The following is a 26,663-nucleotide window of genomic DNA, read 5'->3' as shown; positions in this document are numbered from 1 at the left end:
GGTGTTATGCAACCAACCCGAATATCTTTAACGGCTCCAGAGATTTCCAGTTTATGGACTCAATTTATGTTTGAAACCATGTCTATATGTTTTATTCGATATGCACTTGAACACTTGGAAGACCCAGATATTATAAAGATTTATAAAAAGTCACTTGAGCTTTCAGAAAGTCATGTTCAAAAGGTGAAGGAGTTTTTTGAAGGGGAAGGTTATCCAATACCAAAGGGCTTTACAGAGGAGGATGTAAACATCCATGCACCACGTCTCTTCCAAGATCCTTTCTATTTATACTATATGTACATAATGACTCTTCAGGGGCTAACAGGTTATTCTCTTTCTCTGAGTACTTCTATTCGCGCTGATCTACGGCAATATTATATTAACTGTAATACAGAAACGATGTCGCTATTTGAAAAAAACATTGAAGCACTTCTCACTAAAGGGCTTTTCTCGCGGCCGCCAGTCCTTCCAGCACCTGAAAATATTGACTTTGTAAAACATCAAAGTTTTTTGACTGGCTGGTTTGGGGAGCGTCGACCATTAACTGGGATTGAAATAGGGGATATTACCTTTAATATGAACAAGATGCATATGCATGTTGCATTAAAAGTTGGTTTTTGCCAAGTGGCTGCATCCAAAAAAGTCCGACAATATATTAATAGGGGCATGGAAATTTCCACTAAACATATCACGGCTTTTGAAAGAATTTTTCGTGAGGAAATGCTCAATTCTCCTGTATCCTGGCAATCCCATGTTACAAGCTCTACCACTTCTCCTTTTTCAGATAAATGGCTGATGTATCAAGTCCAACTGTCGTCACAGATTGCAATTGCCTTTTATGGCACGGCTTTGAGTGTTACATCAAGGGCAGACATTGCAGAAAAATATATGGCAATGACGACAGAACTCGTCAGATATGCTGAAGACGGTGCCAATCTCATGATTGAAAATGGCTGGATGGAAGAACCGCCAAAAGCAAGCGACAGAAGAACCTTAACAAAAGGAAAAAAAGAAGGTATTGAAAATAACAAACAGGAAAAGTAAATTAGTTAAGGAGGGTAGATTCCAAATCTATCCTTTTTTTGTGGATATTTTGTTTCATTATTTAGAATAAAACAATTATAATAGGTTTAGATAATTTCTTCCATTTTTCTGACTTATCCAATTCAATCACCGTTGGCTGGGATATTTTATTTAGTTTTTAATGGTAATTAGGCTTGAATTCAAGGCAATTTTTGTTTGATCCCAAATTTTACATTTAAAAGGAGCAAAAAAATGCTGACGAAAGAAGAATTGAAAAATATAAAAGTGCTTCAGGCAATTTGCGAGGAAGAAGGACAGCTTCAGCTGAAGCTTAATTTTGATATGCTTGAAAGCAGGTCTGAAAATCGTAAGGAAGATTTTTTCCATTATAATGAGGGGAAGCTTGTTGGTTTCCTTGGAAGCTATTATTTTGGAAATAAGGTAGAAATTTGCGGAATGGTGCACCCGAATTACCGAAGGAGAGGAATCTTTTCGAAGTTACTTGTAGAAGCACTTGAGGAAGCCATGAAACGTGAAGCGAGGATTATTTTGTTAAATGCACCATCCGAATCTCAATCTGCAAAGGGGTTTTTAAAGAATATCCCTTGCGAATTATCTATGGTGGAGTATCAAATGAAATGGCAGAAAATGGAGTTCCCTAAAAATCACTCCGTTACTGTAAGACCGTCTATTTCGGATGAAGATACGGAGGCGGAAATTCAACTTGATGTACAATGTTTTGGGTTAAATGAAAAGGAAGCACGCCAGTATAAGCAAGAAAATAAAGACCTTGAAACGGATCTAAGATTAATTATAGAAACAGATGGAAAAATTGCAGGGAAAATGCGACTCTCCGAAATGAATGGTGAAGCCTGGATTTATGGATTTGCTGTTTTTCCAGAACTCCAGGGAAAAGGGATCGGCAGAAAAGCATTAACAGAAGTGGTTCAAATGGAGGACGAAAAAGGGTTATCAATTTTTCTAGAGGTCGAAGCTAAAAATGCCCACGCATTAAGACTATATGAATTCTGTGGATTCAGGAGCTATCATTCCCAAGATTACTATAAAATGAATTTTTAATAGTGTGGGGTGCATCAAGCCCATCTGACACTATATACTACTAAAATATTTATTTTCCAGTATTTAATAGGAGACATTTGTAACCGTTTACATTATAATAATAGTAAGAACTAGGGGAGGGGAAACAAACCATGGAACTTTTATTAGAACAATGTGAACATACCAAGTCAGAAGAACCTTGTGAAGAGTGTGCCCCAAAAAAAGATAATGATGAGAACATGGATTTATATGAGTATGATTATTATAAAAGGATATGGTTCTAAGAAACAACATAGAAAAAATAACATGAAAATGACGTGTGTATGCGCACGTCATTTTTTTTGATTACTATTAATGAAGTAATTGTTTCAGTTGTTCGATTTGTCTACGGCTCGTGTCAATGACATCTTCGGCAAGCTGCCTGCTTTCAGAGTCGAGGTCACCCCTGACAAGCTCTTCAGAATAATGAACTCCATAATGATCTAAGCTCTTCAAAGCGTCTTCAATCATTTCCTTTGTATCATCCGGATGCATGGCTTTGTGCATAAAACTGTGGATTGAACCAGAGAAACCTTCACCATCTGCTGGAACACCGCCAAGATTTTGAATCCGCACAGCAAGTTTCTGAGCATTCAGCTTAACCTCTTGCTGCATGGATTGAAAGACCTTCTTTAATTCATTTTCTTCTGCCTTTTGGATATAGTGTTCAAAAGAACGAATACCCATATATGTACCTCTTAATAAAGTATTTAACTCCTCAATAATTACTTCTTTCGACATGCACTCACATCCTTCCTATCTATTTTGAGACGATGATAGGCCTTTTTATTCTAGATTTCATAATTTAGGGAAAAAGATAAATAATACGAGAAAAGGACCAAAGCTGATCCTTTTTTATTTTTTAAAGACATGTTGTCCAATGACAAGTGTGGTGGTTCTTGAATCGAGCCATCTGCTGGTGGCGATAGCAGGATTATAAAAGAATAAAGCACCAGGAGCTATTTGGCGTTGTTCTGTTAGAGCGGCTTTTACGGCCTGAATAGATTCCTCATCGGCTGGCTTATTAATTTCTCCATTTGCGACTGGTTGGAACTGGCCAGGGGCATAGATAACCTCCTTAATGGTGTCTGGAAATTGGGGACTTTCGACTCTGTTAAGTACTACACAAGCGACGGCAATCTTGCCCTCTAAGGATTCCGTTTGCGCCTCTGCTCTTACTAATCGCGCCAGCAAATCTATTTCTTCGCTTGATAGATTTACGTTCACGGGTTCTGCTATTTTCGGTTCATTAGATCTAATAGTTTTATTTGTATTGATCTCTTGACCAGGATAAATGAGATTTAGATTGGAAATTTGAGGATTATCATCAGCTAATTCCTGAAGTGTTAAATGATGCTCTCTAGCAATTTTTGACATCGTGTCTCCAGGTTTTACTGTATAAGCAAAAGCGGGGGAAGCAAAAAGTAGTGAAGCGGCGATTGTTACTAAAGTGATAAGTTTTTTCATTATTCTAGTCCTCCAAGTTGGTTTAATGTATTTAAAACTATTACTATGAATAGAAAAAATAGAATAGTATTACAGTTAAATTACATAGAGAGGACAATTTGAAGTCTATGAATGTTATGGGGGTATCTTCCAATTTAGTAGATAGGGTGTTAGTGGAGGAGTTAAAACATGGGGTGGTAATTGAATCATGTAATGAATCATTTTATTGGAAGTGACAAAGGATAATTTTAGAATTATTAACGAAAGCATATAAGTTTGTTTCTTGTATTTCTATTGTTACTATAGAAATATACCTTTAAAAAGAAAGGACTAATAAATATAATGGGAACTTTTAATATACCTGTATCAGTCTTAAATCTAGCTCCGATCCGCGAAGGACGGACTTCGCAGCAAGCGATTGAGGAAATGATTGATCTAGCGCAAGCAACTGAGGCAATGGGTTATGAACGGTACTGGATTGCTGAGCACCACAATACTCCAACACTTGTTAGTTCAGCAACAGCCATACTAATCAAACATACATTGGAGCATACCAAAACAATCAAGGTAGGTTCTGGTGGAATTATGCTGCCAAACCATTCGCCGCTTGTCGTAGCCGAACAATTCGGGACAATGGCAACTATATTTCCTAATCGAGTGGAACTTGGACTCGGACGTGCACCTGGAACAGATATGATGACTGCTAATGCATTGCGCCGCTCAAAAAATGATTCCGTTTATACCTTTCCAGAGGATGTTCAGGCACTCCTTACTTATTTTGGGCCAGAAGAGCATCAAGGGTATGTCAAAGCCTATCCGGGTGTGGATACCAACGTACCAATTTATATTCTAGGATCATCCACCGATTCTGCATATTTAGCTGCAAGCTTAGGTCTGCCATATGTATTTGCATCACATTTTGCACCAAAATTCATGGGAGAAGCAATTAAAATTTATCGTGAGCGATTCCAGCCTTCTGAGTACCTAGATAAACCATATATGATGGTATGTTTAAATGTCATAGGAGCAGAAACGGATGAAGAGGCTAAAATCTTACAAACTACAATGCATCAGTTTTTCCTAAACGTTGTCCGTGGTTCACGAAATCCATTGCAACCGCCAGTTGAAAGCATGGATGGAATTTGGACCCCGATGGAGGAAGAGATGGCAAAATCCATGTCCAGCGTGACCTTAATCGGAAGCAAAGAAACCATCCGACAGCAGTTGACAAGCTTCCAAGACTACTACGGTGTTGATGAAATTATGGCAGTGTCATATATCTACGATGTTGAGAAACAAAAACGTTCTTATGAAATATTTAAAGAAGTAGTGGAAGGTAAGTAATCCTGCACTTTCCAGCCATTCGTATTTAGTAAAATAACAAATTATTGGGCTTATGTACACTATATTAGTCACCCCCTTAGCTGTTACCACATAGGATGGAGTATCACAAGCGGGGTGATTTGGGTGAATAATTGGTTAAAAGCCGGTATTTTACTATATCTTTCACTGCTGTTTTTTGGGAGTTTTATAGCAATAGGTATCGTATGGACTGGAGCACTTGATGAATCACTGCCATTTATTGATGATATTAAAATCTTTTTATATTACTTCTTCGCTGGATCCATTGGGGGCTCACTGCGACATTTATATATGTTTTGTTCTCATTACATGAAAGATGAATTAAACGACTATAGGGAATGGATTATGTACATTTTCTACCCGATATTCGCAACCGGTACAGCTATCGTGGCAGTTACCTTAATCCAAAGCGGAATCCTACTAATCGAATTCGTCGACTTTAAAGACACCCCTTATGCACAAATAAGCTTAGCCTTCTTCGTAGGATTTGGATTCAACCGCTTCGTAAACAAACTAAACGCTCTATCAAAGGATATCTTCAAAACCAATCAGCAGCAAACCAACAACGGAGAACCTAAACCGAAACAGCCAGAGGCCGAATAGGCATCTGGCTGTTTCGGTGACAGGCACCATTTATACATAAATAGCCGATTATGCAGCATTTTTGTATTTTTTTTTTGATGATGTTTACTCCCTATATTTCTTCTAATTTATTCAACGGTCTTTTTTATAAGTGAAAACATAAAATTTAAAGGTGCTTAGAATATATGAAAGGAGAGGTAGCAATGTGGAATCATCAAGGATATCATAATGGACCATTCAATCTTTATAGTTACTATGTGGGTTATAATCCAGCAACTTCGGTAAATCCATATCCTCGGTTTCCAATTATTCATAATCAAGCATTTTTAAGTCCTTTTACGTATGTGGTTGGTGATGTAACCATTCAAAATAATACCTTCGTCGGTCCATTTGTAAGTATCAGAGCGGATGAAGGAACTCCTTTTTATATTGGAAGCAATAGTAATCTTCAAGACGGTGTTATCCTTCACGGCTTAAAAAACAAGTATTTTGAAAAGAACAATAAAAAGTATTCCATTTATATTGGGAACAGGGTTTCTGTTGCGCATGGTGCCCTGGTACATGGCCCATGCCAAGTGGATGACGACGTTTTTATCGGCTTTAAGTCAATCGTGTATAATGCAATTATTGGGGAGGGAAGCTTTATTTCCTCTGGATCTGTGGTTACCAATGGAGTAGAGTTGAAACCGAACAGCTTTGTACCACCTGGAGCTAACATCGACACCCGGGATAAGGCGAATTCATTAGCAACTGTCCCAAAAACGGAGGCAGAATTTGCAAAAGAGGTACAGCGAGTGAACCAGGAATTTCCGGCGGCTTATTCATTGTATTTTGGAAAAAATAAATGTACCTGCGGCTTAGCCTGTTAAGGAAACCTTCCGCACGAATGGACAAAGTTTTTCCTTCTTGTAATCAACAATCATGAACTAGAAGCCCTCAGTTACTTCCCTGAGGGCTATTCTCTTATTTTACAAGTTCACAAAATTGACATATATTTTCATAATATTCAAAATACTTTTCGACATGGATTGGATGATTTCTTGTAATATTCTTTTTCAAAGAGGGAATACCATGAAATTAACAGTGAATTTTGTAATATTACGTTAGAATTGGTCGACCTTTTTAAATTTCCAATCAACAATATGTTTGATAAAATGAAAACATAATCATAAAAATATAAAATAAGTGTTCATTAGATAAAAAAGTAGAATTGTGTAGAAGTATTCGGAGTAACTCCATTCATAGTTAGGAGGGCTTTTTATGTATTTCAAGGTAAGGATTTGGAGAAGATTAACCAAAAATCAAAAGATCAGATTACTAAGACAAAAAGCTCACATTAATTTAATAGGTAAAGGTTTTATTGCTTAAACGGAACAAAATATGGGTAACTTATCTATAAGAAATTCCAAAAAAAGTGGAGTAAATTGACAATGGTAGATGTAGTTACAGAAATAATGATTAATCGTCCTATATCACAAGTATCTGAGTATGCATCAAACCCTGATCATGCACCAGAATGGTATGTAAATATTCATTCAGCAGAGTGGAGATCGCCAAAACCACTCGCGGTTGGTTCTCAAATTGCTTTTAAGGCGAAGTTTATAGGGCGAGAACTTGCCTATGTGTATGAGATTGTAGAGTTTGTTCCAGGTAAGAAGTTAGTGATGAAAACCGCCCAAGGACCTTTTACAATGGAGACTATTTATACATGGCAAGTTATTAATGATAATCAAACACGTATGACTTTAAGAAATAAAGGGAATCCAACTGGCTTTTCAAAAATAATCTCGCCGTTCATGTCTACTATGATGAAAAAAGCGAACATGAAAGATTTGAAAAAAATCAAGGAAATCCTAGAAAGATAAGCGATAAACCAGCAAAACACACCGTTTAAAGCATAAACGGTGTGTTTTCTATCATCCAATTAATATTTTTTCTTCTGCATATTTTACCCCAATAAAATTAGACCACCGAAGCCGAGAACTAGGATTTGGGCAGGGTGCAAGGTAATTAAATTTCCTTTCCTTTTATAGGTCTTCACTTTTTTAGTCTCCCTTAATAATCCATAATGAAATTCTGTTAATGGTAATAATATCAAAAAGAGTCAAGTGAGTGGTAGTGAATATCTTCCTTCTTTTTTTGTTAAGACATATTTCTTTATTTTGGCGGGTTATAAAAAATCTTGGTAAGATATATAGGTATAATTAGAAAAAGTGATAAACGGGGGCAATAAAATGTACAGTTTTAAGAACGATTACAGTGAAGGGGCACATCCTAAAATACTGAATACACTATTAGAAACCAACCAGGAGCAGGATGAGGGGTACGGCCTGGATCGTTATTCGAAAAAAGCAATTGAAAGGATAAAGGAAAAAATCGGAAGCGAAAACGCAGATATTCACTTCATTTCAGGCGGAACACAAACAAATATTATCGCAATTTCAGCCTTTCTTAGACCACATGAAGCGGCAATTGCGGTTAGCAGTGGACATATCCTTGGGCATGAAACAGGTGCCATCGAGGCAACCGGTCATAAAATACTATCAGTTGAGGGCAAAGATGGAAAACTTTCACCATCAGATTTGCAAGGAGTCCTTGATATTCATCCAGATGAACACATGGTGAAGCCGAAATTAGTATACATATCAAATTCTACTGAAATTGGCTCCATATATTCTAAGAGCGAACTTCAGGAGTTACATAACTTTTGCCAACGTAATCAACTTATATTGTATATGGATGGTGCGAGGCTTGGTTCTGCGTTATGTTCGGAAGAGAATGACCTGCAGTTGAGTGATCTCCCTACCCTAGTGGATGCATTTTACATTGGTGGAACAAAGAATGGAGCTCTGATTGGTGAGGCTTTAGTGATTTGCCGTGAATCTTTAAAGGAAGATTTTCGTTATCATATTAAACAAAAGGGGGCGCTGCTTGCAAAAGGAAGATTGATGGGCATACAGTTCTTAGAACTTTTCCGTGATAATTTGTTCTTTGATCTGGCTATCCATGCGAATAAGCTGGCTGGTAGGATTAGAAACGAGCTCGAAAAGGCGAATGTAAAGTTTCTAACTCACTCACCGTCCAATCAAATTTTTCCGATACTGCTGAATGCTGTCATCACGGAGCTGCAAACCAAATATGCTTTTCATATCTGGGAGAAGGTAGATTCTGATTCATCTGCTATTCGGCTCGTCACATCATGGGCAACAAAAGAGGGAGAGGTAAACAGTCTTATTGCGGATCTGAAAAAGCTCTTGTAAGATAACAAAGAAAAAAAGGGATACAAATCAGGTAAAGGTCTAGCCTGAATGTATCTTTTTTTTTTTGAACAAATCCATGTATAAATATAGAAGAAATTTTTAGGATTGAACGAATGAAGAATTTTTAGGGGTAAAAAGTACCATGATAATAGTATAGGAGGTGTGATTGATGGGTTTTTTAGACAACCTATTTGGGAAACAAATGAAGGAGGAAGAAACAGTGACAAATGAAAAAGTAAACATTGGAATTATTCTAGGAAGCACACGTCAAGGGCGCGTTAGTCCACAAGTAGGTGAATGGGTAAAAGGAATTGCCGACAAACGCACTGACGCAAATTATGAAATCGTTGATATCGCTGATTTCAATTTACCGTTTTTAGGAACTACCGATGGATCAGAACCAGGAATTGCTGCTTGGAATGGGAAACTTGCAGAACTAGATGGATTTGTTTTCATCGTTCAAGAATACAATCACAGTATTACAGGAGCCTTAAAAAATGCTCTTGATTTTGCTCGTGAAGCTTGGAACAACAAAGCAGCTGGTATTGTAAGTTATGGTTCTACTGGCGGGGCCCGTGCTGCTGAGCATTTACGCGGAATTTGCGGTGAATTAAAAATTGCGGACGTTCGTACACATCCAACATTGAGCTTATTTACCGATTTTGTGAATGGGTCTGAATTCAAACCGCAGGACCTACACCTTGATAATGTCAATGCCATGCTTGGTGAAGTAGAGCAATGGAGTAAAGCATTAAAAACTATAAGATAAGCAATAATAATGTGTCGGTCTAATACAACTGTTATAGTTCAGTAAGCACTCTTAAATGGGTGCTTTTTTTGCACTTTGTGCAAAAACTGATTTAACTATGGAAGAGAATAGCTAAAGTATCTATAGTATAAAATAATAGGAGATAGAAACATGATGAGGTGGGCAGTATGACTTACCAAGATGGATTGAAACAAGTAGATAAAGCAACTCAAATGATAACGGAAGCAAACCAATTAATTGTTGAAACAGTCATGAATGCTTTTTTATTTACTGGGCAATGGTGGGCTGCATTAGCTATGATCGTGGCACCTTGGATTTTTTGGGGGATATTCCGTAATCGTGAAAGCTCAGCTCGTTTATTTTCTGCAGGTTTATTGGTGATGGTATTATCAGAAATCCTTGATACGCTTGGAGTTAGTTTTGGAAAGTGGGCTTATCCGGTGAAGGTAGTCCCCGTAGCCACAATAAATTTTTCGTACAGACTTTCTGTTTTACCAGTGTTTGTCATGCTATTGTTGCAATATAAACCTAACTTTAATCCATATCTAAAAGCAGTTTTTTTCGGAGTCCTAGGTGCATATGTGGGTATGCCAGTATTGGCTAAATTTGATTTATACAAGAAAATTGATTGGTCTTATACATATTCTTTCTTAATCCTAACCTCGTTCTATTTACTGGCTCACTGGTTTAGCCGCTTAAATTCCTTTGAAAAGTTAGAAAAAAAATAATGTTATCTTTTTGTTTAGAAAGTTTTTTAATTAAGTGGCTGAAGTCAAAGGCAAATCTAGTGAAAATATGCTGCCATGAAGGCAGCTTTTATTGTTGTGTAAAGAAGGATAGTAAGTTAAAGATGTAAGAAAAGGTGGGATTATATCATGCAAATTTATGATTTGAATAACCTGGTTTCGAAACTTGGCCTTACACCTCACCCTGAAGGCGGTTATTACAAAGAAACTTTTAAGTCAGAAGAACAAATTAGTGATAACGAACTATCGGTAAATTATGAGGGGAAACGTAAGCTTTATACCAGTATTTATTTCCTTTTACCCTCTGAAGATGTTTCCCATTTCCACCGTCTTAAATCAGATGAACTATGGTACTATCATGGTGGCAGCTCTTTGAGTATCCATGTGATTGATGAAAGTGGTGAATATAAAGAAATAAAGGTAGGAATGAATCTAGATGCAGGCGAAGTACCTCAAGTCTTAGTGAAGAAAAATTCAATATTTGGGTCTTCCGTTTCAGAGAAGGATACTTGTTCACTAGTGGGATGTATGGTTTCCCCGGGATTTGAATTTCAAGACTTTGAACTGTTTACACAAGATGAACTGTTGAAGGTTTACCCGCAACACAAGGAAATCATTATGAAATTAGCTTATAAACAGCTGCCAAGTTCTTTGGAATGAAATTGGAGGAGTATTTTTGTAGGTTCTAGTAGGATAGGTAGAGTTTTAATAAAGGTTACATAAAAGTACAAATCGGAATCAAAATGACGATTCTAAACATGAACTCACGCATGCAACTTCCTCCTTCTTGAAATCATACTAGTTACATTAATTATAGGAGAGAATTGTTAAGACACAGTTGTTGTATTGTAAATTATTTGTCAATTGTGTGGTCCCTCTCGACTCGAATTGTGTTTACAATACTAGCAGGATATCCCATCGAATCCTTTTCTAAATAAAGTAAACAATAACGTTAGATTATTTTAGAAAATGGGTGAATATGTAAAATGGCTGATAATGTAATGAAAAGCAAACGAAAAGGGTTGTCTGCATGGCAGTTAACGATGATGGCGTTAGGAAGCGTTATTGGGGGTTCTTTTTTCCTTGGATCATCAGTGGCGATTAATGCAGCTGGACCGGCGATTTTATTATCGTATATTTTGGCTGGCGGGCTTGTGTATCTAATCCTTTATGCCTTGTCAGAGATGACGGTAGGTGCACCAACTGTAGGTTCCTTTAGTACATTTGCAGCAAGGGAACTTGGACGAGGAACAGGATTTGTTGTGGGCTGGCTTTATTGGACAGGAACGGTTCTTTCGATGTCGAGTGAGGCAACAGCGATTTCATTATTAATTCGTCAATGGGTTCCGAATGTATCAATTGCTTGGTTAGGTGGATCGATTATTTTAGCTGTTACCCTGCTGAATTTATTAGGTGCAGATAAAATAGGTAAGCTCGCAAGCGGGTTGTCTGCGGTTAAAATTTTTGCGATTATCTTTTTTATCCTAACGGCATTGGTATTAATTGCAGGATTAATGCCCGGAACTCCGGCAATTGGTGCCGGAGAGCTGGCTAGGGAACCCTTAATGCCTGGTGGGATACAGGGGATTGCCGGAAGTATGCTCCTGGTTATTTTTGCCTATGCAGGGTTTGAAATCATAGGATTAGCGGCAACTGAAGCAGATAATCCAACTGAAACGATTCCGAAAGCGATTCGTTATACTGTATTTTCATTGGTCGGATTATATATCCTGTATGCGGCAGTGCTGCTGCCACTTATTCCTACAGCAGAACTTAGTGAAAACGTCAGTCCGATGGTTGCTTCATTAAATCGATGGGGGATTGGCTGGGCAGGAACGGCATTAAATTTGGTATTGATTTCAGCCATTCTCTCAGCGATGCTGGCATGTATTTTTGGATTAGGAAGAATGATCCGCTCCCTTTCTGATGAAGGTCATGCACCCAATTGGTTAAAGGACAAAAGTGATGTTCCATACAAAGGTATTTTATTTTCAGGGCTGTCCATGCTGATTGGATTGTTCTTCGGTCTTTTATTTCCGAGAGCCTATCTTGTTTTAATTACATCAGGCGGATTCGCTCTAATCTTTACCTATGCTGTAATTATGGCAAGTCATATCCGCTTTCGTAAAAGGGAAGGGTGTCCACCAGGTGGGGTCTGTCAAATGCCGGGGTTCCCTCTCACTTCTTGGATTGCATTAATAAGCTTAATCATTGTTTTATTATGTATGCCTTTGATTCCAGGTCAGACAGCTGGGCTCATCACAGGAAGTAGTATGGTGGTCATTTACTCCCTCATTTATTTCGTCATGAGCAACCTGCGGGGTACAAGAGCAAATAAAACAGCCAAAGAAGATGTATCACCTAGAAAATTCCGGCCAAACTACGCCACCGAGTTAGCAAGAGAATTATCCGAAAGAGTTGACGAAAGAAACAAGGATAAATAAACTAAAAGAGGTTTCCTTTCTTTATAAAAATCAGAAAACTTAAGGGTGAAAGCATAGATCATGAATCAAAAAGAACCTCTTTTAGCATTTGAATTTGCCGATTCAAACGGAAAAATACAACCATTAACATTTCAACATCCAGTCAGAGTGATTGCCGCACACAAGGTGGAGGATGTCCTGCCGTGCTTTGAGCTTGTTCAAGAAGCTGTGGAACAAGGGTATTACGCTGCAGGATTTTTATCATACGAGAGTGCTCCCTCATTTGATTCAGCTTTTAATGTCAAGAGCGGGGGTTCTTTTCCTTTACTCTGGTTTGGTATTTTTTCAAAACCCGAGCCTGCACAAATAAGCAGTGATGGAGATTTTTCCGTTTCTAAATGGGAACCAACCATTACGATGGAGGAGTACAATCAAGCAATAGCCTCAATTAAAAAATCTATTCAGTACGGAAATACATACCAAACGAATTATACCATTCGGCTCCATTCACATTTTAGCGGTGATGGTCTTGCTTTTTATACAAGGCTAAAAAAAGCACAAAGCTCTAATTATTGTGCTTACATATATACTGGCGAACATAGTATTTTGTCTGCTTCACCAGAGTTGTTTTTCCACTTGGAAAATGGGGAAATCACAACTCGGCCAATGAAAGGGACGTTTAAAAGAGGGGCGTCATTTGAAGAGGATGCTGCTAACGCAAACTGGCTGCTTCATTCTGAGAAAAATCGTGCAGAAAACCTTATGATTGTTGATTTGCTGCGAAATGATCTTGGGATGGTTGCCCAATCTGGCACGGTTGCGGTTAAGAAATTATTTGAAATTGAACAATACCCAACGGTCCATCAAATGACCTCTACTATAACTGCAAAGGTATCGGATACAACGACCTTAGTAGATATCTTTAAGGCTATTTTTCCATGCGGGTCGATTACCGGAGCACCAAAGATTAGTACGATGAATATCATTGCAGACTTAGAAAATGAGCCACGTGAGGTTTACTGCGGTGCCATTGGCTATATTACACCAAATAAAGAAGCTATTTTTAATGTGCCTATCAGAACAGTCCTGATTGACCATTCAACAAACCACGCCGTTTACGGTGTAGGCGGAGGCGTTACATGGGATTCCACATCGGAAGGGGAATACCATGAGATTCTGGCTAAAGCAAAGCTGTTAGAGGAAAAACCATTAGATTTCCAACTATTAGAGAGTTTGTTACTAGACAATGGGGATTATTTTTTGCTTGAAGAGCACCTTGAACGACTAGCGAATTCAGCTCGGTATTTTGGATTTCCAAACCAGGTTGAGAGAATAAAAGAATCTTTAAAGGAGTTTGGAGAAAAAAATGGTAACGGGATGATTAAGGTTCGATTACTATTGGCCAAAGATGGAGAGTTAATGATTGAAGGACAACCTATCACCAAACAGGATACAGTATTAAAGGTAGTCATATCGAATGAGCCAGTCGATAAAACCAGTCCATTTCTATATCATAAAACCACCAATCGCGAGATCTACGAAAAGTTTCAAAAACAGAAGCCGGCAGAAGCTTTTGATGTCTTGCTTTGGAATCAAGACGGTGAATTAACCGAGTTTACAAATGGCAACGTTGTCTTGGATATTGACGGTGTACAGTGGACCCCACCAGTAAGCAGCGGTTTATTAGCTGGAACTTTTCGTAACAGATTAATCCATGAGGGAGAAATACACGAAAAAACGCTCACACACGCTGATTTAAATAAAGCTACAAAAGTCTGGTTTATTAATAGTGTCCGTAAATGGAAAGAGGTTCGTCTAGTATAAAATTGTGTTTTTAGCAGGTTTCTTACAGTTTATTGTGGAATAGTAGTATGGAGTTTTATCAAAATTTACGAAGGAAAAGTTGGAGGTATACATATGTCAATTTATGCTTTTCAAGCTGAGCTTTCAAATGGTGAAAGTATTAGCTTAGAGGACTTTAAGGGAAAAGTATTGCTCATTGTTAATACTGCAAGTAAATGTGGTTTAACCCCGCAATATGAAGGTTTAGAGAAAGTATTTAGGACTTACAAAGATCAGGGATTCTCTGTTCTAGCCTATCCTTGTAATCAATTTGGAGGGCAGGAACCTGGTACGGATGAAGAAATCCAAGCATTTTGTTCGGTCAACTATGATGTAAGTTTTCCAGTGTTTAAAAAAATTGATGTAAACGGCGAGCATGCACATCCGCTTTATCGGTATTTACGTGAGCAGGCACCAGAGGATCGTAACATGGATACCGATAGTAGATTATACCAGCATCTGAGTAACAATTTCCCTCAGATTCTAGACAGCTCTGATATTAAATGGAATTTTACTAAGTTTTTAATTGATCAAAATGGAAATGTTGTTAAACGCTATTTCCCAAGTACCCTGCCTGAAGAGATGGAAAATGATATTGAGAAGTTACTAAAATAATTTTTAAATTGAAAGGGCCATATTGGTCCTTTTTTTGCACCTATGAGAAAACCTGTGACACAATATTGAAACAGATGGTTGTATTTATGAATGGTAAAATATAATAATCTAGAGTATAAAAGAGGTCAGTCAGATATGAACAAAACAGAGGTTATTGCACGTAGAATACTTGGGTGGAAATTAAATCGGTATGACAGATGGTATGACGCAGAAAAAGAGGTATTTATTTATGATTTTCAGCCGGATGAATACCTTGAACATGCACTTTTAATTGTTGAGCGATTAAAAAGTTTCGGCTATACATATTCAGCAGCAGGTGAACATGAGGTTTGTTTTAATGATGTTTGCGCGAGTGGTAAAACCTTAGCACAAGCGATAACCAATGCAGCATTCTCACTCGCCGACAATAGTACAATAGATGAAGAATGGCTATAGATAGATAATAACTAAAGGATTCGATTAAAAGTGAGCACCTCGAGAAAATGGAGGTGCTCTATTGCATTATCCTTTTATTGCTTCATGTTTGAAACCGTTCTGTGTGGCGTAGACTTCATACCATTCGTATTGGGGAGATTTAAACCATTCATATTTAGGCAAATACACTAAATATCTAGTATTGCCATCCGCATCAAGGATCAATTTGAAGATGGTTACATTTCCAAATCCAAACGTCTTGTCCAAATATCCTTCCATTCCGTCTCTGATGATATTCTTTTTGTCTTCCTTTTCTTGCTTATGTAACTCAAGCACACCATCAATAAACATACTTAACACGACCAAAGTAATAAGGATTAATACGAAAATAAATAACTTTAACAATACATGCCCTCCTTTAAATTTTGATTCAATATCATTTTACATTCGTGAGAAAGAGGAAGGTGTGATAAAAATAACAGGTTATAAAGGATTTCGCTATTAAATTTTGTTACATAATATAATATTTTGCTTTAGTGGACTTTTTGACCCTGTCCATTTTGGTTTCTTATCCATATATAAAGGGTGTATGAAAGGGAACTAATAGATGGGCTGTGATTGTCCAATAAGCTAGAAAAAGTTCCTTTTTCAAAAAAAAGGAGGGTACTTTATGTTGAAAATATCTCACGCTGCAGGACATGCACTTGTCACACCAGGAAAGCAGTCACCCGATGGATATAAAGAATGGCAGGTTACGAATAAAATTGTGGAGCTGGTAATGAAGGAACTAGATAATTATGAAGGAGTCTCGCAAAAGCGGATTGATGACCCGACTGGGAGAAGTGATATAACACTAAATAGACGTGTCGATGCCATAAATACCTGGGGAGCTAATGTCCATATCGACTACCATCTGAATGCTTACGAATCTGATTGGAACAATGCGGGTGGCACTGAAACGTATATATATGCGACGTGGCCAAAAGAGACATCGGCACTCGCCGAAAAGATACAAGCCAATTTAGTGAGAGAATTAGGGTTCAGAAATCGTGGAGTTAAAGCGGCAAATTTTCAGATATTAAGAGAAACAAACATGACGGCAATAATAATCGAATTTGCCTTTATGACAAACTATAATGAAGCCATGAAGATGAGGACAACGGAGTACCAGAAAAAAGCAGTGAGAGCGGTGGTGGAGGGACTTGTTTCTCAGTATGGTCTAAAAAAGAAACCAGTTGAGCACCCATCCACGAATGTACTTTATCGTGTCCAAGTGGGAGCATTTGCAGATATCAAAAATGCTAAGGGCTTGGTAGAAGAGTTGAAAGCAAAGGGATATCCAGCGATACTTATCAAGTAGATTCACTTCATTAAGAAAAGAAGGGAAATAACAATTAACCGTCGAATAGTGTTATAACCAAATATGTAAGTGCATAGATTAATGTACAAGCTATGATTATTCATAGAAATAGAGATTTGTATAGGAGGCTTTTGAATGGATTTTATGAACAGAGTAGCACCAGAATTAAAAGAAATACTTACGGTTTTCCCACCCCTTCGTCTGCCAGAGGGATTAGAGGCAGCAAGACAAGCACCAGCCATTCCGATTGAAAAGCTTGAAAGCGTTAACATTGCCACTCGCAGCATACCTGGCGGTGACGGCCAAGCAATGAAGGTTAAAATTTATGAACCTGTACCTCGAAATGGGACAAAGCTTCCAGCTCTGTTATTTATCCATGGAGGAGGTTACATATTAGGAGATATAGATGGTTCGGACGGTGACTGCCAAGAGTTTGCACAGGAAGCACAGTGTGTCGTCGTTTCCGTGGATTACCGTCTTGCACCTGAACATCCGTATCCGGCACCACTCGAAGATTGTTATGCTGCATTGGTTTGGATGACACAGGCAGCGGATGAGTTGAATATTGATGTAACGCGTGTGGCCGTTGCGGGTCAAAGTGCAGGCGGAGGCTTGACTGCAGCTTTATGTTTGTTAGCTCGTGATCGAAAAGGTCCGGCGATATCTTTCCAAATGCCATTATACCCAATGATTGATGATCGTAATGCAACACCTTCCAGTTACGAAATTACGGATGAACGTGCAATCTGGAACCGTGGAAATAATCTAGCGGGTTGGAGGATGTATTTGGGTGAACATGCAAACGGAGAAATTTCACCCTATGCTGCACCTGCCCGTGCAAAAAGTCTTTCTAATCTGCCGCCAACCTATACATGTGTAGGTCAGTTAGATCCTTTCCGTGATGAAACCATAGAATATGTAGCAAAATTGGCGCAAGCAGGAGTTCCTGTGGAATTCCACCTGTATCCAGGTGCTTACCATGGTTTTGAACTATTGAATCCAACTTCCGAAATAGGGAAGAAAGCAAAAAATCAGTATGTTCAAGCATTGAAAAAAGCGTTGCAACTACAGCCTGAATCTGTAAGTATTTAAAATAAATCAAGTGCAATGGATGAAGTGTCGTCCATTGCGCTTTTTAATTTACAGTCTGCTACAGAATATTAGAATAAATGAATGAGTTTTCTTTATTTTTACATAGGGAGGAACCTTTTAGTGCTTATTGATTCGAAAGAATTTACAATAAATGGTTTGCGATATATGATCAGGTCGGCAATGGAGAAAGATGCAAAAGGCTTGTCTCAAGTCCGAGTCCAGGTTGACGGTGAAACAGAGAATTTGGATAGAGAACAGGGCGAGGCATACATAGATGAATCAGGTTTTAAAAAGGTAATTAATGAGGATACCGAACGGTCTAATCACCTATTTTTGATTGCTGAGGTGAATGATAGAATTGTAGGTTTTTCCCGATGTGAGGGGAACCAATTAAAACGGTCCTCTCATAAAGTGGAATTTGGAGTTTGTGTCTTGAAAGACTACTGGGGATATGGGATTGGAGGAAAGTTACTTGAACAATCTATTCAGTGGGCAGATGAGAGTGGGATAAAGAAAATCTCCTTGAAAGTATTAGAAACCAATGACAAAGCAATAAAGTTATATCAAAAATATGGCTTCGAAGTGGAAGGTTCGTTAAAGTTTGATAAAAGGTTATCAGACGGAAAGTACTATCATACCATTTTAATGGCTAGGTTAAATGTTTAAAGTGGATGGTTATTTTTTAGTTGGATTGGATGGTTAAAGATGGTTCCAGTTGCGCTATGATAGAAGTTGTTAATAGCACTAAATAAAAAGACGAGGTGCAGCATGAAGATATTATCAATCTTAGTAATAGTAATCTTAATCATTGCGGTAGTCTCAACCCTTTCGTTAACGGGGAAGCCGGATGAAAACTACAGGAGTTCTACCAAAAGGAATACAACAAACTTGACCTTAATATATGTAGTGATTATTTTTTTTGCATTGGTTGCCCTAGGTATCTACATTTGGTTAACCTAATGGTAAAGGATCAGAATAAAATCTGATCCTTTATTTTGAAACAGCATGAAAAGCCTCAGCAAATCTTCTAATGCCTTCATGAATATCTTTTTCTTTCTCTCGTGAAAAGGTAAAACGGACAAATCCTTTCTCAGAACCCATTGTAGACCCAGGTACATAGATTACGCCTCTTCTAATCGATTCTTCTAATAATTGAATTTCATTAAATTCCCTTTTTATCCTGCACCATATATGAATCCCACCTTCAGGAATATAAAACTCTACTTGTTCTTTTAAAAAGTACTGAAGGCTTTCGACAATTTGATCTCTTCTACTACCTAATTGTTTTCTTAAATGATGGATATGGGACTCAAAATCTTTGGATTCTAAAAAATCATTTGCCATCCATTGTGTGTAGCTCGCATGGCCAAAATCAACCTGTTGCTTGGCATCTGATAACCTTTCGATTACTGCTTTAGGTCCAATAATCCAGCCGATTCTTAAGCCTGAAGCAACGATTTTTGTTAAAGAGCTAATATACAGCACATTCCCATATTGATCCAATGATTTAAGGGTTTGAATTTTTTCTCCGGTAAACGCGGTTAAACTATACGGATCATCCTCGACAATTGGAATTCCATATTCAGATGAAATTTCTAGAACCTTCTTGCGCCTTTCTACAGACAATAAGGTACCTGTTGGGTTTTGAAAAATAGGATTTAAAAAAATCATTCTAATTCTGTGTTTTTTATACAATGTAGTGATATCATTTGGGTTTATTCCTTCTTCATCGCCGTTTAAATAATACGTTTTGATTCCCGCCGATTTAAAAACAGGCAAATTATAATGATAGGAAGGGTTTTCGATAGCTACAGCGTCTCCAGGCTTTAACAAACATTGAACCACGAGATGCAAAGCTTGTTGTGCACCTGACGTTATCAATATGGAGGTTGGGTTCGTTTCTATACCACGATACTGTTTGACATGATTCGTAAGGGTTTCCCTAAGGACAACATTACCCTGTGGATGGTCATATCCTAATGATCCAATAAACGATCTGTTGGAAGTAATCTCTCTAAGTGATTTTACAGGAAAAAGATCCTGAGACAATTCACCACTGGCTAAATTAATAAGGTTTTGCTCCGCCATTTCTTTATGTATTCGTTGCATTACAGGCAAATTGGGCAAAAATGAACCAGCCTCTATGTAACGGTTCCAGCTAGGAATCCGTTTCTTCGAAATTCCCCAAATGTCTTTACTGATTGTTGTGCCGCTTCCTCTAGTTCGATCAATCAGCCCATTTGATTCTAATTCATTATAGGCAGCAATAACGGTGCTTCTATTTACACCAAGTTCCTTAGCCAAACCTCTTTCAGAAGGCAAAGGTTTATCATGTGAAAAAGTACCGTCAGCAATTCCGGTCTCAATATATAAAGCAAGTTGTTTATAAATAGGTATTGTCGAGTCTCTATCTGGTTTCCAATCCATTTGATACATCCTTTAAATTAGGTCTCTTACAAACTATTGTATACTTTTTCATTTATTAATTCATTTGTTGAAACCACTGAACGATTAGGAAAATTTAAGATACTTTTCGGTATTTTATTTGATTTGAGGAAAAAAAACAGCGATGCTTAAATGCGCATCGCTTTCGCTCGGGTTGGATAATGTTACCTTTAGCTAGGGTCGTTTTCATCTAATGTCAAAACCGTTACATTCGTGGATTCACCTTTTTCAATTTCTTCCTGTGTGGCATCTTGATTTAAGACATCCTCTGTATTAATGCCCTCTGCAAGTGTGGGTTCCCCTTTTGAATAGTTATCTTTTTTCATAACAGTCACCTCTACATGAGTTATTGAGTGTTAAAAACAACACTACTTTTAATGTCTGCAAAAAGTGAAAAGACATACTAATTAATGGATTGTAATAATCAACATGGAATCTCCAATCAAGTGGATCTAATAGGGTCCGCACACGTATCGGTTGGGGAATTAGGTTAGATTATGCATCCGAGAATAAATAGACGGAAAAATTCCGGTTAATTGGTAAATATTATAAAAAAAGGGGGATTTTGCTTTGCATAAGCGGAAAAGCTCCGCCTATTTAGCCCGAAATTCCCATTCTAAATATAACCGGAAAATTTCCGGTTATTCAACGATGCCAATACAACTGTATTTTAGAAAAGCTCTTCTAAAAGGAACGTCAACAGCTATTTTATTTAATTTTCACAAAACAACTGAATTACTTTATGTTTGTGAGTAGTAAAAGAAGGAATTTTGACAAAAAGAGAGAATTTAATATCTTCAAAGTAATAGGTATTTTTAGGGGGAGTTTATGAACTTCGTATTGATATTTGGTCCACAGGCTGTTGGAAAAATGACAGTTGGGCAAGAACTAGCTAAAATTACGGGTCTAAAGCTTTTTCATAATCATATGACCATTGAACTGGTTACGCCGATTTTTGATTTCGGTACCAAAGAGGGTCAAAGATTAGTAACCTTGTTTCGAGAGGAAATATTCGAGGCAGTAGCAAAAAGTGATTTGGAAGGTTTAATCTTTACCTATGTTTGGGCATTCAATCATCCATCTGATTGGGAATATGTAAATAAAGTCTGCCAGATATTTGAGTCAAGAGGAGGCAATGTTTATTTTGTCGAATTGGAAGCAGATTTGAATGAAAGACTGGAGCGCAATAAGAGTCCTCACCGTCTAGAGCATAAACCGACCAAAAGAAATGTTGAATGGTCTGAAAATAATCTAAAGAGGTCGATGGAAAAATACCGGTTGAATTCTCTAGAAGGCGAAATTACCAAACCAGACTATATCAGAATTAATAATACAAACTTGAGTGCGGAAGAAGCAGCGAAAGTCATAAAAGAGAGATTTCAGTTATAAATATATTTATACTGAATACCAGAAGAGGAGACCATCATGAGGATTAATTTCTCCAAATTAACAGAACCAACCCAGTGGCTGGTTGACGTATTTAACCGTTGGGAAAACAATCCTGATTTAATCCCGTTAACCCGCCCCAACCTTAACCAAGCAGCATTGGAACGACATGACACGATGACACTTGATGATTTGAAACAAAGACTAGAACACCATCACACTTATCTGATTTATCTTGATGACCAGTTGGTCGGTGAAATGAACTATATGGTTGACCCCGATCACCTTTACAAGAAAGAAGAGGGAACTGCTTGGATTGGCATTACCATTGGAGAGCCTGCAGGCAGAGGGAAAGGGATTGGATACCAGGCGATTCAATTTTTAGAGGAAGAAATTAAGAAGGCTGGATTAATTCGTGTAGAATTGGGTGTATTTGAATTTAACACACATGCTAGAAAGCTATATGAAAAGTTAGGATACAAAGAGATTGGCCGAATTGAAAATTTCACTTACTGGGCGGATAAAATGTGGTTTGATATCCGAATGGAAAAGTATTTACTAAAGGATGAATGAATCATGACCAACATACAAACATTAGACACTCCAACCTTGCTGCTGGACTATCAAAAGCTGTTAAAGAATATAAGTGATATAGCTAACTTTGCAAATCAACAAGGTTTATCTTATCGCCCTCATATTAAAACACATAAATCTGTGAAAATAGCCAAAATGCAAGTAGAAGCAGGAGCAGTGGGAGTAACAACGGCTAAAATTAGTGAAGCAGAAGTAATGGCGGACGGAGGAATTAAAGATATATTAATTGCCTATCCTATTTCAAATCCAGACAAAATTAATAGATTAATAAAGCTATTACAAAAAGGGATTCGACTGAAAGTATCCGTAGACAATCCTGAATCCTTAGATTATCTGCAAAGAGGACTAGAACATACACCATTTACTCTAGAAGTATGGATAAAAGTAAATTCTGGACTCAATCGATGTGGAGTGGAACCTGGGGAGGAAGCTGTTCGTTTAGCAAAGACCATTATGACTCATTCCAAGCTTAAACTCGGTGGTATTTTTACACATGCTGGACATTCGTTTGGTGCAAAAAACTATGAAGAAATTGAAGCCATAGGACTGCAGGAAGGTTTGGCAGTAGCAGAAAGTGCAGCGGAATGTGAACAAGCTGGCATTCCGATTTCAGTTCGAAGTGTTGGTTCTACACCAACTTTCAAGTTTGCTGGAAAAGTACCCGGCGTAACAGAAATCAGGCCAGGTAATGCGGTGTTTTTCGATGGAATTCAAGCAGGTCTTGGTGTAACGGACATAGAAAATTGTGCCGTAACGCTACTAGCCTCGGTTGTCGGAGTCTACAAAAATAGAATTATTTTAGATACAGGCAGTAAGTCTTTATGTTTAGACAAAGGTGCACACGGTAACCAGACGGTTAGCGGGTTCGGCCAGATCATCGGGCACCCTGAGGTAATCATCGAACGTTTATCTGAAGAGCACGGAGTTGGAGTTTTCGTACAAGAAACGCATATTAAGTTAAATGATAGAGTACAAATCATTCCAAACCATGCCTGTACGGTCGTAAATCAGTTTGAAGAGTATGTGGTTCATGAAAATGGACGGGTAATCGACGTTTGGAAAGTCGATGCTAGAGGAATGGTTAAATAATTTTCTTTGGTGACAAAAGCCATGAATATATAGTGAAAAATTGATTAAAATGTAAAGTAGTTAATATATGAATAGTATAAAGGGAGAGAACAATGATTAATATAGTAGGACAAATTATGCTTTATGTGAATAACCAGGAGGAGTCCGTAAAGTTTTGGACAGAGAAAGCGGGGTTTACTGTACTTTCTGAAAATGATAACGGTGCCATGAAATGGTTTGTTATTGCACCATCGAAGGACGCTCAAACAAGTATCGTCCTACATAACAAGGAAGTGGTTGCTAAGTTCTCACCAGAACTTAATTTTGGAACCCCGTCACTGATGTTTTTTACAAAAGATCTAGATCAACTATACAAGGACTTCAATGATAAAAACATAACCGTCGGAGAAATCGTAAATATTCCTGGCGGAAGAGTGTTTAACTTTGCAGATAATGAAGAAAATTATTTTGCAGTCACAGAAATAAAGTAAAATCCTAAACATCGCCAGAAAAATTTGGCGGTGTTTTTATTTTTTAACACTAACTATCGACAAATTTGATAGATATAACCTAGTTAGATATGATAGGAAGGAAGTATCGTTTTTTAAGAGGTTAGCGTATTTAAAGGGGGACCAAAAATCATTATGATATATCTACTTATCATTTTGGGTGTTCTAGGAATTGGAATTATACTTATTATTACCATACACCAGACGTTTGGGGGAAGCCCAAGTAAGCAGGAACGTGAGCGATATCGTAATTTCGACCATTATAAAAATAGTGCATTTATCAATCAAAACCCAACGGAAATGAAGATAGGTGTATCTACGATTCTCTCTTTAATGAGAGATTCCGTAACAGGGAAAAAGGACCGTAGTCCCACTAACCCTATACCGATTTCTATCGATTGGAACAAGCTTAACAGTACTGAAGATAGTCTAACGTGGTTTGGTCATTCAACGATGCTGCTCACATTAAACAAAAAGAAAATCCTGATTGATCCAATGTTTGGACCTTCTCCATCACCTGTCTCGTTTGTTGGAAGCAAGCGGTACAGTGAGGATTTATTATATGTGATTGAGAAATTACCACAAATCGATGTCGTGTTAATCACACATGATCATTATGATCATTTGGACTATCCATCCATCATCAAGTTAAAAGATAAAGTCGGGCACTTTTTTGTCCCACTTGGTGTAGCAGCTCATTTAATCAAGTGGGGCGTAAAAGAAGAACGAATAACAGAATGTAATTGGTGGGATGAGAAACAGCGGGATGGATTAACAATCGTTTCTGTTCCGTCACAGCATTTTTCCGGCAGAGGATTGTTCAATCGAAATAGTACCTTATGGAACGGCTGGGTCATTCTTTTTGAAAATCAGAGAATTTATACGAGTGGAGATGGCGGATATGGACCGCATTTTAAGCAAATCGGTGAAAAATATGGTCCTTTTGACCTCACGTTAATGGAAGGCGGCCAATATGATAACCGGTGGTCGGCGATTCATATGCAGCCAGAAGAATCTGTTCAGGCTCATATTGATGTAAGAGGTAAAAACATGATGCTGATTCACTGGGGAGCTTTTACATTAGCTTATCATAGCTGGACAGATCCAGTGGAAAGAGCGATACGTACTGCCAATACGAAAGAGGTAAATTTAATCACGCCAAAAATTGGGGAAACTGTTATGTTAAATGGAAGATTCCCAGTATCTAATTCCTGGTGGAAAGCCCTTAGCACAAGTAGCTCTCATAAAATAGAATCAGCCACTCCACAATAAATGGAGGACGGTAATCATTCGATTTGAATGATTACCGTTTAAGAAATCAGTTTCATCCCAATTGCAGTAAAAAGACGTTATCAAGATAATAATAAAATGATGGAAGACATAGGAGCATTTCTAGCTAAGGAAATACTCTTATTTTTTCATGAACATGCGTCTATATTAAGGTGTTTAATGTCAACCAAATTGACTTCTAATATGGGATTTTGTATAGTAGGGGATGTAAATTATGATTGGAGTGAATCAGTTGATCCCGACTTCTGAATTACAAAATTTAGATCTGATTGACCTATTGAGCGAACGTCATACTTTGGTCAGAAGAATCTCGGAGAAAGCATGGAACAATCAAAGTGAGATTCATATTTCTAATTCTGAATGGTATATCATGGCTAGAATTTATAAAAAGAAGCCAACCATTTCGTATATCACAAAAAATGTAGAAATTTCTCGCCAAGCAATACATAAGTTTATCAATAAACTTGCCGAAAAGGGATTAGTCGAAATCAATAATGTTGAAAACAACAAGAAGGAAAAGTGTATTCAGTTAACCGCATTAGGTGAAGAATGCTACGAAAAAAACGAATCTCTTAAAGCCCAACTTGAGAATAAAATTGCCGAAAAAATAGGTTTTGAGCAAGTAAAACTTCTTAAGGATTTATTAAAGTTAGATTGGGACATCAAATAATACATATCTAAAACCCCCGCTTCTTATGATCGAAGCAGGGGTTTTTTTATGGTGAAGGGAATGAAATTTCTAGGAGTTTTCCTTTATCAACTTAATGACCATTTCATTTATAACCTCATAAGTGGTGTTCAATGATAAGGCTAATTCTTTAAATAATATATTTTGTGGATTGGTTAAAAGTTTGCGGTCCTGTTCATTTTGTTTTTTTCCACGAAGCTCCGCTTCAATTTTTTTTCTCATAAGTGTGTTGATTACTTTAGCAATCTCTTTTCTTTCTCCTGTATTTAAAAGATCGGAATACAAATGGAGACGCAGGTTTGGTTTTTCATTCCATTCTACTCCTGGATATTTAAAGGATTCTAGTATTTCCTGGGCTTCCTCTTTTTGAATCAGATCGAGGATGGCTACTAATTCATTATCAACAGGAATACTTATGGTTAAATGATGTTTATTATCCATTGGATGTAATACATAATAGCTTCTTGTAATACCCGAAACGGTTTTATCGCAAATATCATCAATTTCACAAATGCCATGTGCAGAATAAATAACCAAATCTCCAATATTATACATGTATTCACTCCTGATTTTTCGTCAACTAAGTTGATAATAACGCGAAAAAAATATTTTGTCAACCAGGTTGACATTAAGAAAAAAATCTTGATATAG

The 26,663-nt window shown here is 37.5% G+C and carries 31 protein-coding genes; 24 read left to right on the top strand and 7 right to left on the bottom strand.

Annotated elements, in window-relative coordinates; all coding sequences use genetic code 11:
• Positions 1-6: 6 nt before the first annotated feature.
• The 3 genes from QFZ28_RS17495 to QFZ28_RS17485 all read left to right on the top strand — a co-directional run bounded on the left by QFZ28_RS17495 (position 7) and on the right by QFZ28_RS17485 (position 2,366).
• Positions 7-1,044: a DUF3231 family protein gene (locus tag QFZ28_RS17495; RefSeq protein WP_307195830.1), complete on the top strand. Its 1,038-nt coding sequence runs from the start codon at positions 7-9 to the stop codon at positions 1,042-1,044.
• A gap of 231 nt (positions 1,045-1,275) precedes the next feature.
• Positions 1,276-2,103, top strand: coding sequence for a GNAT family N-acetyltransferase (locus tag QFZ28_RS17490; protein WP_307195829.1), 828 nt, complete (start codon positions 1,276-1,278; stop codon positions 2,101-2,103).
• A 131-nt stretch (positions 2,104-2,234) separates the two neighbouring features.
• Positions 2,235-2,366, top strand: coding sequence for a hypothetical protein (locus QFZ28_RS17485; protein ID WP_307195828.1), 132 nt, complete (start codon positions 2,235-2,237; stop codon positions 2,364-2,366).
• Between the two features lie 67 nt (positions 2,367-2,433).
• Here the strand turns inward: QFZ28_RS17485 and QFZ28_RS17480 are convergent, their stop codons facing one another.
• Complete coding sequence (locus QFZ28_RS17480) at positions 2,434-2,862, bottom strand: DUF2383 domain-containing protein (protein WP_307195827.1); 429 nt, start codon at positions 2,860-2,862, stop codon at positions 2,434-2,436.
• A 114-nt stretch (positions 2,863-2,976) separates the two neighbouring features.
• Positions 2,977-3,588 (bottom strand): cell wall hydrolase, encoded by a 612-nt coding sequence (locus QFZ28_RS17475; RefSeq protein ID WP_307195826.1) that lies wholly within the window; start codon positions 3,586-3,588, stop codon positions 2,977-2,979.
• A 321-nt stretch (positions 3,589-3,909) separates the two neighbouring features.
• Here QFZ28_RS17475 and QFZ28_RS17470 point away from each other — a divergent pair, with 321 nt between their 5' ends.
• From QFZ28_RS17470 to QFZ28_RS17415, 12 genes are all read left to right on the top strand, one after another.
• Positions 3,910-4,911 carry an LLM class flavin-dependent oxidoreductase gene (locus tag QFZ28_RS17470; RefSeq protein ID WP_307195825.1) on the top strand — a complete coding sequence of 334 codons (1,002 nt, stop codon included), beginning with the start codon at positions 3,910-3,912 and terminating at the stop codon, positions 4,909-4,911.
• A 123-nt stretch (positions 4,912-5,034) separates the two neighbouring features.
• Positions 5,035-5,532 carry a hypothetical protein gene (locus tag QFZ28_RS17465; RefSeq protein WP_307195824.1) on the top strand — a complete coding sequence of 166 codons (498 nt, stop codon included), beginning with the start codon at positions 5,035-5,037 and terminating at the stop codon, positions 5,530-5,532.
• Between the two features lie 182 nt (positions 5,533-5,714).
• Positions 5,715-6,380, top strand: coding sequence for a carbonate dehydratase (locus tag QFZ28_RS17460; RefSeq protein ID WP_307195823.1), 666 nt, complete (start codon positions 5,715-5,717; stop codon positions 6,378-6,380).
• Between the two features lie 561 nt (positions 6,381-6,941).
• Entirely contained in the window at positions 6,942-7,376 is a 435-nt protein-coding gene (locus QFZ28_RS17455; protein ID WP_307195822.1) for an SRPBCC family protein, read from the top strand.
• Between the two features lie 369 nt (positions 7,377-7,745).
• On the top strand, positions 7,746-8,771 hold the full coding sequence (locus QFZ28_RS17450) for a threonine aldolase family protein (RefSeq protein WP_307195821.1): 1,026 nt from the start codon (positions 7,746-7,748) through the stop codon (positions 8,769-8,771).
• A gap of 169 nt (positions 8,772-8,940) precedes the next feature.
• Positions 8,941-9,540 (top strand): NADPH-dependent FMN reductase, encoded by a 600-nt coding sequence (locus tag QFZ28_RS17445; protein WP_307195820.1) that lies wholly within the window; start codon positions 8,941-8,943, stop codon positions 9,538-9,540.
• A gap of 167 nt (positions 9,541-9,707) precedes the next feature.
• Positions 9,708-10,268 (top strand): CBO0543 family protein, encoded by a 561-nt coding sequence (locus tag QFZ28_RS17440; RefSeq protein WP_307195819.1) that lies wholly within the window; start codon positions 9,708-9,710, stop codon positions 10,266-10,268.
• A 147-nt stretch (positions 10,269-10,415) separates the two neighbouring features.
• Positions 10,416-10,946, top strand: a complete 531-nt coding sequence (locus tag QFZ28_RS17435) for a cupin domain-containing protein (protein ID WP_307195818.1) — start codon at positions 10,416-10,418, stop codon at positions 10,944-10,946.
• Between the two features lie 326 nt (positions 10,947-11,272).
• A complete protein-coding gene (locus tag QFZ28_RS17430) occupies positions 11,273-12,730 on the top strand; it encodes an amino acid permease (protein ID WP_307195817.1) in 1,458 nt (485 codons plus the stop codon).
• A gap of 60 nt (positions 12,731-12,790) precedes the next feature.
• A complete protein-coding gene (gene pabB, locus QFZ28_RS17425; RefSeq protein WP_307195816.1) occupies positions 12,791-14,533 on the top strand; it encodes an aminodeoxychorismate synthase component I in 1,743 nt (580 codons plus the stop codon).
• A 93-nt stretch (positions 14,534-14,626) separates the two neighbouring features.
• Positions 14,627-15,166 (top strand): glutathione peroxidase, encoded by a 540-nt coding sequence (locus QFZ28_RS17420; protein ID WP_307195815.1) that lies wholly within the window; start codon positions 14,627-14,629, stop codon positions 15,164-15,166.
• 135 nt (positions 15,167-15,301) lie between these two features.
• Complete coding sequence (locus tag QFZ28_RS17415; RefSeq protein WP_307195814.1) at positions 15,302-15,601, top strand: BC1872 family protein; 300 nt, start codon at positions 15,302-15,304, stop codon at positions 15,599-15,601.
• Between the two features lie 66 nt (positions 15,602-15,667).
• On the opposite strand, the gene QFZ28_RS17410 is transcribed toward QFZ28_RS17415, so the two are convergent.
• The gene (locus QFZ28_RS17410) at positions 15,668-15,985 is read right to left on the bottom strand and encodes a hypothetical protein (protein ID WP_307195813.1); all 318 of its coding nucleotides are present in this window, start codon (positions 15,983-15,985) and stop codon (positions 15,668-15,670) included.
• Between the two features lie 265 nt (positions 15,986-16,250).
• Between QFZ28_RS17410 and QFZ28_RS17405 the strand changes: the two genes are divergently transcribed.
• From QFZ28_RS17405 to QFZ28_RS17395, 3 genes are all read left to right on the top strand, one after another.
• Positions 16,251-16,940, top strand: coding sequence for an N-acetylmuramoyl-L-alanine amidase (locus QFZ28_RS17405; RefSeq protein ID WP_307195812.1), 690 nt, complete (start codon positions 16,251-16,253; stop codon positions 16,938-16,940).
• A gap of 135 nt (positions 16,941-17,075) precedes the next feature.
• A complete protein-coding gene (locus QFZ28_RS17400) occupies positions 17,076-18,032 on the top strand; it encodes an alpha/beta hydrolase (RefSeq protein WP_307195811.1) in 957 nt (318 codons plus the stop codon).
• A gap of 165 nt (positions 18,033-18,197) precedes the next feature.
• Positions 18,198-18,698, top strand: a complete 501-nt coding sequence (locus QFZ28_RS17395) for a GNAT family N-acetyltransferase (RefSeq protein ID WP_373428147.1) — start codon at positions 18,198-18,200, stop codon at positions 18,696-18,698.
• Here QFZ28_RS17395 and QFZ28_RS17390 read toward each other — a convergent pair.
• The 3 genes from QFZ28_RS17390 to QFZ28_RS17380 all read right to left on the bottom strand — a co-directional run bounded on the left by QFZ28_RS17390 (position 18,695) and on the right by QFZ28_RS17380 (position 20,803).
• Positions 18,695-18,841, bottom strand: a complete 147-nt coding sequence (locus tag QFZ28_RS17390) for a hypothetical protein (protein WP_307195809.1) — start codon at positions 18,839-18,841, stop codon at positions 18,695-18,697. The genes QFZ28_RS17395 and QFZ28_RS17390 overlap by 4 nt on opposite strands.
• A 181-nt stretch (positions 18,842-19,022) precedes the next feature.
• The gene (gene pdxR / locus QFZ28_RS17385; protein WP_307195808.1) at positions 19,023-20,459 is read right to left on the bottom strand and encodes a MocR-like pyridoxine biosynthesis transcription factor PdxR; all 1,437 of its coding nucleotides are present in this window, start codon (positions 20,457-20,459) and stop codon (positions 19,023-19,025) included.
• 188 nt (positions 20,460-20,647) lie between these two features.
• Complete coding sequence (locus tag QFZ28_RS17380; RefSeq protein WP_307195807.1) at positions 20,648-20,803, bottom strand: hypothetical protein; 156 nt, start codon at positions 20,801-20,803, stop codon at positions 20,648-20,650.
• Positions 20,804-21,305: 502 nt separating this feature from the next.
• Between QFZ28_RS17380 and QFZ28_RS17375 the strand changes: the two genes are divergently transcribed.
• From QFZ28_RS17375 to QFZ28_RS17350, 6 genes are all read left to right on the top strand, one after another.
• Complete coding sequence (locus QFZ28_RS17375) at positions 21,306-21,866, top strand: AAA family ATPase (protein ID WP_307195806.1); 561 nt, start codon at positions 21,306-21,308, stop codon at positions 21,864-21,866.
• Positions 21,867-21,902: 36 nt separating this feature from the next.
• Positions 21,903-22,436 carry a GNAT family N-acetyltransferase gene (locus QFZ28_RS17370; RefSeq protein WP_307195805.1) on the top strand — a complete coding sequence of 178 codons (534 nt, stop codon included), beginning with the start codon at positions 21,903-21,905 and terminating at the stop codon, positions 22,434-22,436.
• Positions 22,437-22,439: 3 nt separating this feature from the next.
• Positions 22,440-23,546 (top strand): D-TA family PLP-dependent enzyme, encoded by a 1,107-nt coding sequence (locus QFZ28_RS17365; protein WP_307195804.1) that lies wholly within the window; start codon positions 22,440-22,442, stop codon positions 23,544-23,546.
• A 92-nt stretch (positions 23,547-23,638) separates the two neighbouring features.
• The gene (locus tag QFZ28_RS17360; RefSeq protein ID WP_307195803.1) at positions 23,639-24,016 is read left to right on the top strand and encodes a VOC family protein; all 378 of its coding nucleotides are present in this window, start codon (positions 23,639-23,641) and stop codon (positions 24,014-24,016) included.
• A 153-nt stretch (positions 24,017-24,169) separates the two neighbouring features.
• Positions 24,170-25,306 (top strand): MBL fold metallo-hydrolase, encoded by a 1,137-nt coding sequence (locus tag QFZ28_RS17355; protein ID WP_307195802.1) that lies wholly within the window; start codon positions 24,170-24,172, stop codon positions 25,304-25,306.
• Between the two features lie 232 nt (positions 25,307-25,538).
• A complete protein-coding gene (locus QFZ28_RS17350) occupies positions 25,539-25,994 on the top strand; it encodes a MarR family winged helix-turn-helix transcriptional regulator (protein ID WP_307195801.1) in 456 nt (151 codons plus the stop codon).
• Between the two features lie 69 nt (positions 25,995-26,063).
• Here QFZ28_RS17350 and QFZ28_RS17345 read toward each other — a convergent pair whose 3' ends face one another.
• The gene (locus QFZ28_RS17345; RefSeq protein ID WP_307195800.1) at positions 26,064-26,567 is read right to left on the bottom strand and encodes a CarD family transcriptional regulator; all 504 of its coding nucleotides are present in this window, start codon (positions 26,565-26,567) and stop codon (positions 26,064-26,066) included.
• Between the last annotated feature and the right edge of the window lie 96 nt (positions 26,568-26,663).

The organism is Neobacillus niacini, assembly GCF_030817695.1.
GTDB lineage: Bacteria > Bacillota > Bacilli > Bacillales > Cytobacillaceae > Neobacillus > Neobacillus niacini_F.
Note: the sequence above shows the minus strand (reverse complement) of the source record. Positions and strands in the feature narration are given on the sequence as shown.

Coding starts and splice junctions, on each gene's coding strand:
- QFZ28_RS17495 (WP_307195830.1), top strand. CDS start 7: ATGCAACCAACCCGAATATCTTTAACGGCTCCAGAGATTTCCAGTTTA.
- QFZ28_RS17490 (WP_307195829.1), top strand. CDS start 1,276: ATGCTGACGAAAGAAGAATTGAAAAATATAAAAGTGCTTCAGGCAATT.
- QFZ28_RS17485 (WP_307195828.1), top strand. CDS start 2,235: ATGGAACTTTTATTAGAACAATGTGAACATACCAAGTCAGAAGAACCT.
- QFZ28_RS17480 (WP_307195827.1), bottom strand. CDS start 2,862: ATGTCGAAAGAAGTAATTATTGAGGAGTTAAATACTTTATTAAGAGGT.
- QFZ28_RS17475 (WP_307195826.1), bottom strand. CDS start 3,588: ATGAAAAAACTTATCACTTTAGTAACAATCGCCGCTTCACTACTTTTT.
- QFZ28_RS17470 (WP_307195825.1), top strand. CDS start 3,910: ATGGGAACTTTTAATATACCTGTATCAGTCTTAAATCTAGCTCCGATC.
- QFZ28_RS17460 (WP_307195823.1), top strand. CDS start 5,715: ATGTGGAATCATCAAGGATATCATAATGGACCATTCAATCTTTATAGT.
- QFZ28_RS17455 (WP_307195822.1), top strand. CDS start 6,942: ATGGTAGATGTAGTTACAGAAATAATGATTAATCGTCCTATATCACAA.
- QFZ28_RS17450 (WP_307195821.1), top strand. CDS start 7,746: ATGTACAGTTTTAAGAACGATTACAGTGAAGGGGCACATCCTAAAATA.
- QFZ28_RS17445 (WP_307195820.1), top strand. CDS start 8,941: ATGGGTTTTTTAGACAACCTATTTGGGAAACAAATGAAGGAGGAAGAA.
- QFZ28_RS17440 (WP_307195819.1), top strand. CDS start 9,708: ATGACTTACCAAGATGGATTGAAACAAGTAGATAAAGCAACTCAAATG.
- QFZ28_RS17435 (WP_307195818.1), top strand. CDS start 10,416: ATGCAAATTTATGATTTGAATAACCTGGTTTCGAAACTTGGCCTTACA.
- QFZ28_RS17430 (WP_307195817.1), top strand. CDS start 11,273: ATGGCTGATAATGTAATGAAAAGCAAACGAAAAGGGTTGTCTGCATGG.
- pabB (WP_307195816.1), top strand. CDS start 12,791: ATGAATCAAAAAGAACCTCTTTTAGCATTTGAATTTGCCGATTCAAAC.
- QFZ28_RS17420 (WP_307195815.1), top strand. CDS start 14,627: ATGTCAATTTATGCTTTTCAAGCTGAGCTTTCAAATGGTGAAAGTATT.
- QFZ28_RS17415 (WP_307195814.1), top strand. CDS start 15,302: ATGAACAAAACAGAGGTTATTGCACGTAGAATACTTGGGTGGAAATTA.
- QFZ28_RS17405 (WP_307195812.1), top strand. CDS start 16,251: ATGTTGAAAATATCTCACGCTGCAGGACATGCACTTGTCACACCAGGA.
- QFZ28_RS17400 (WP_307195811.1), top strand. CDS start 17,076: ATGGATTTTATGAACAGAGTAGCACCAGAATTAAAAGAAATACTTACG.
- QFZ28_RS17395 (WP_373428147.1), top strand. CDS start 18,198: ATGATCAGGTCGGCAATGGAGAAAGATGCAAAAGGCTTGTCTCAAGTC.
- QFZ28_RS17390 (WP_307195809.1), bottom strand. CDS start 18,841: ATGATTAAGATTACTATTACTAAGATTGATAATATCTTCATGCTGCAC.
- pdxR (WP_307195808.1), bottom strand. CDS start 20,459: ATGGATTGGAAACCAGATAGAGACTCGACAATACCTATTTATAAACAA.
- QFZ28_RS17380 (WP_307195807.1), bottom strand. CDS start 20,803: ATGAAAAAAGATAACTATTCAAAAGGGGAACCCACACTTGCAGAGGGC.
- QFZ28_RS17375 (WP_307195806.1), top strand. CDS start 21,306: ATGAACTTCGTATTGATATTTGGTCCACAGGCTGTTGGAAAAATGACA.
- QFZ28_RS17370 (WP_307195805.1), top strand. CDS start 21,903: ATGAGGATTAATTTCTCCAAATTAACAGAACCAACCCAGTGGCTGGTT.
- QFZ28_RS17365 (WP_307195804.1), top strand. CDS start 22,440: ATGACCAACATACAAACATTAGACACTCCAACCTTGCTGCTGGACTAT.
- QFZ28_RS17360 (WP_307195803.1), top strand. CDS start 23,639: ATGATTAATATAGTAGGACAAATTATGCTTTATGTGAATAACCAGGAG.
- QFZ28_RS17355 (WP_307195802.1), top strand. CDS start 24,170: ATGATATATCTACTTATCATTTTGGGTGTTCTAGGAATTGGAATTATA.
- QFZ28_RS17350 (WP_307195801.1), top strand. CDS start 25,539: ATGATTGGAGTGAATCAGTTGATCCCGACTTCTGAATTACAAAATTTA.
- QFZ28_RS17345 (WP_307195800.1), bottom strand. CDS start 26,567: ATGTATAATATTGGAGATTTGGTTATTTATTCTGCACATGGCATTTGT.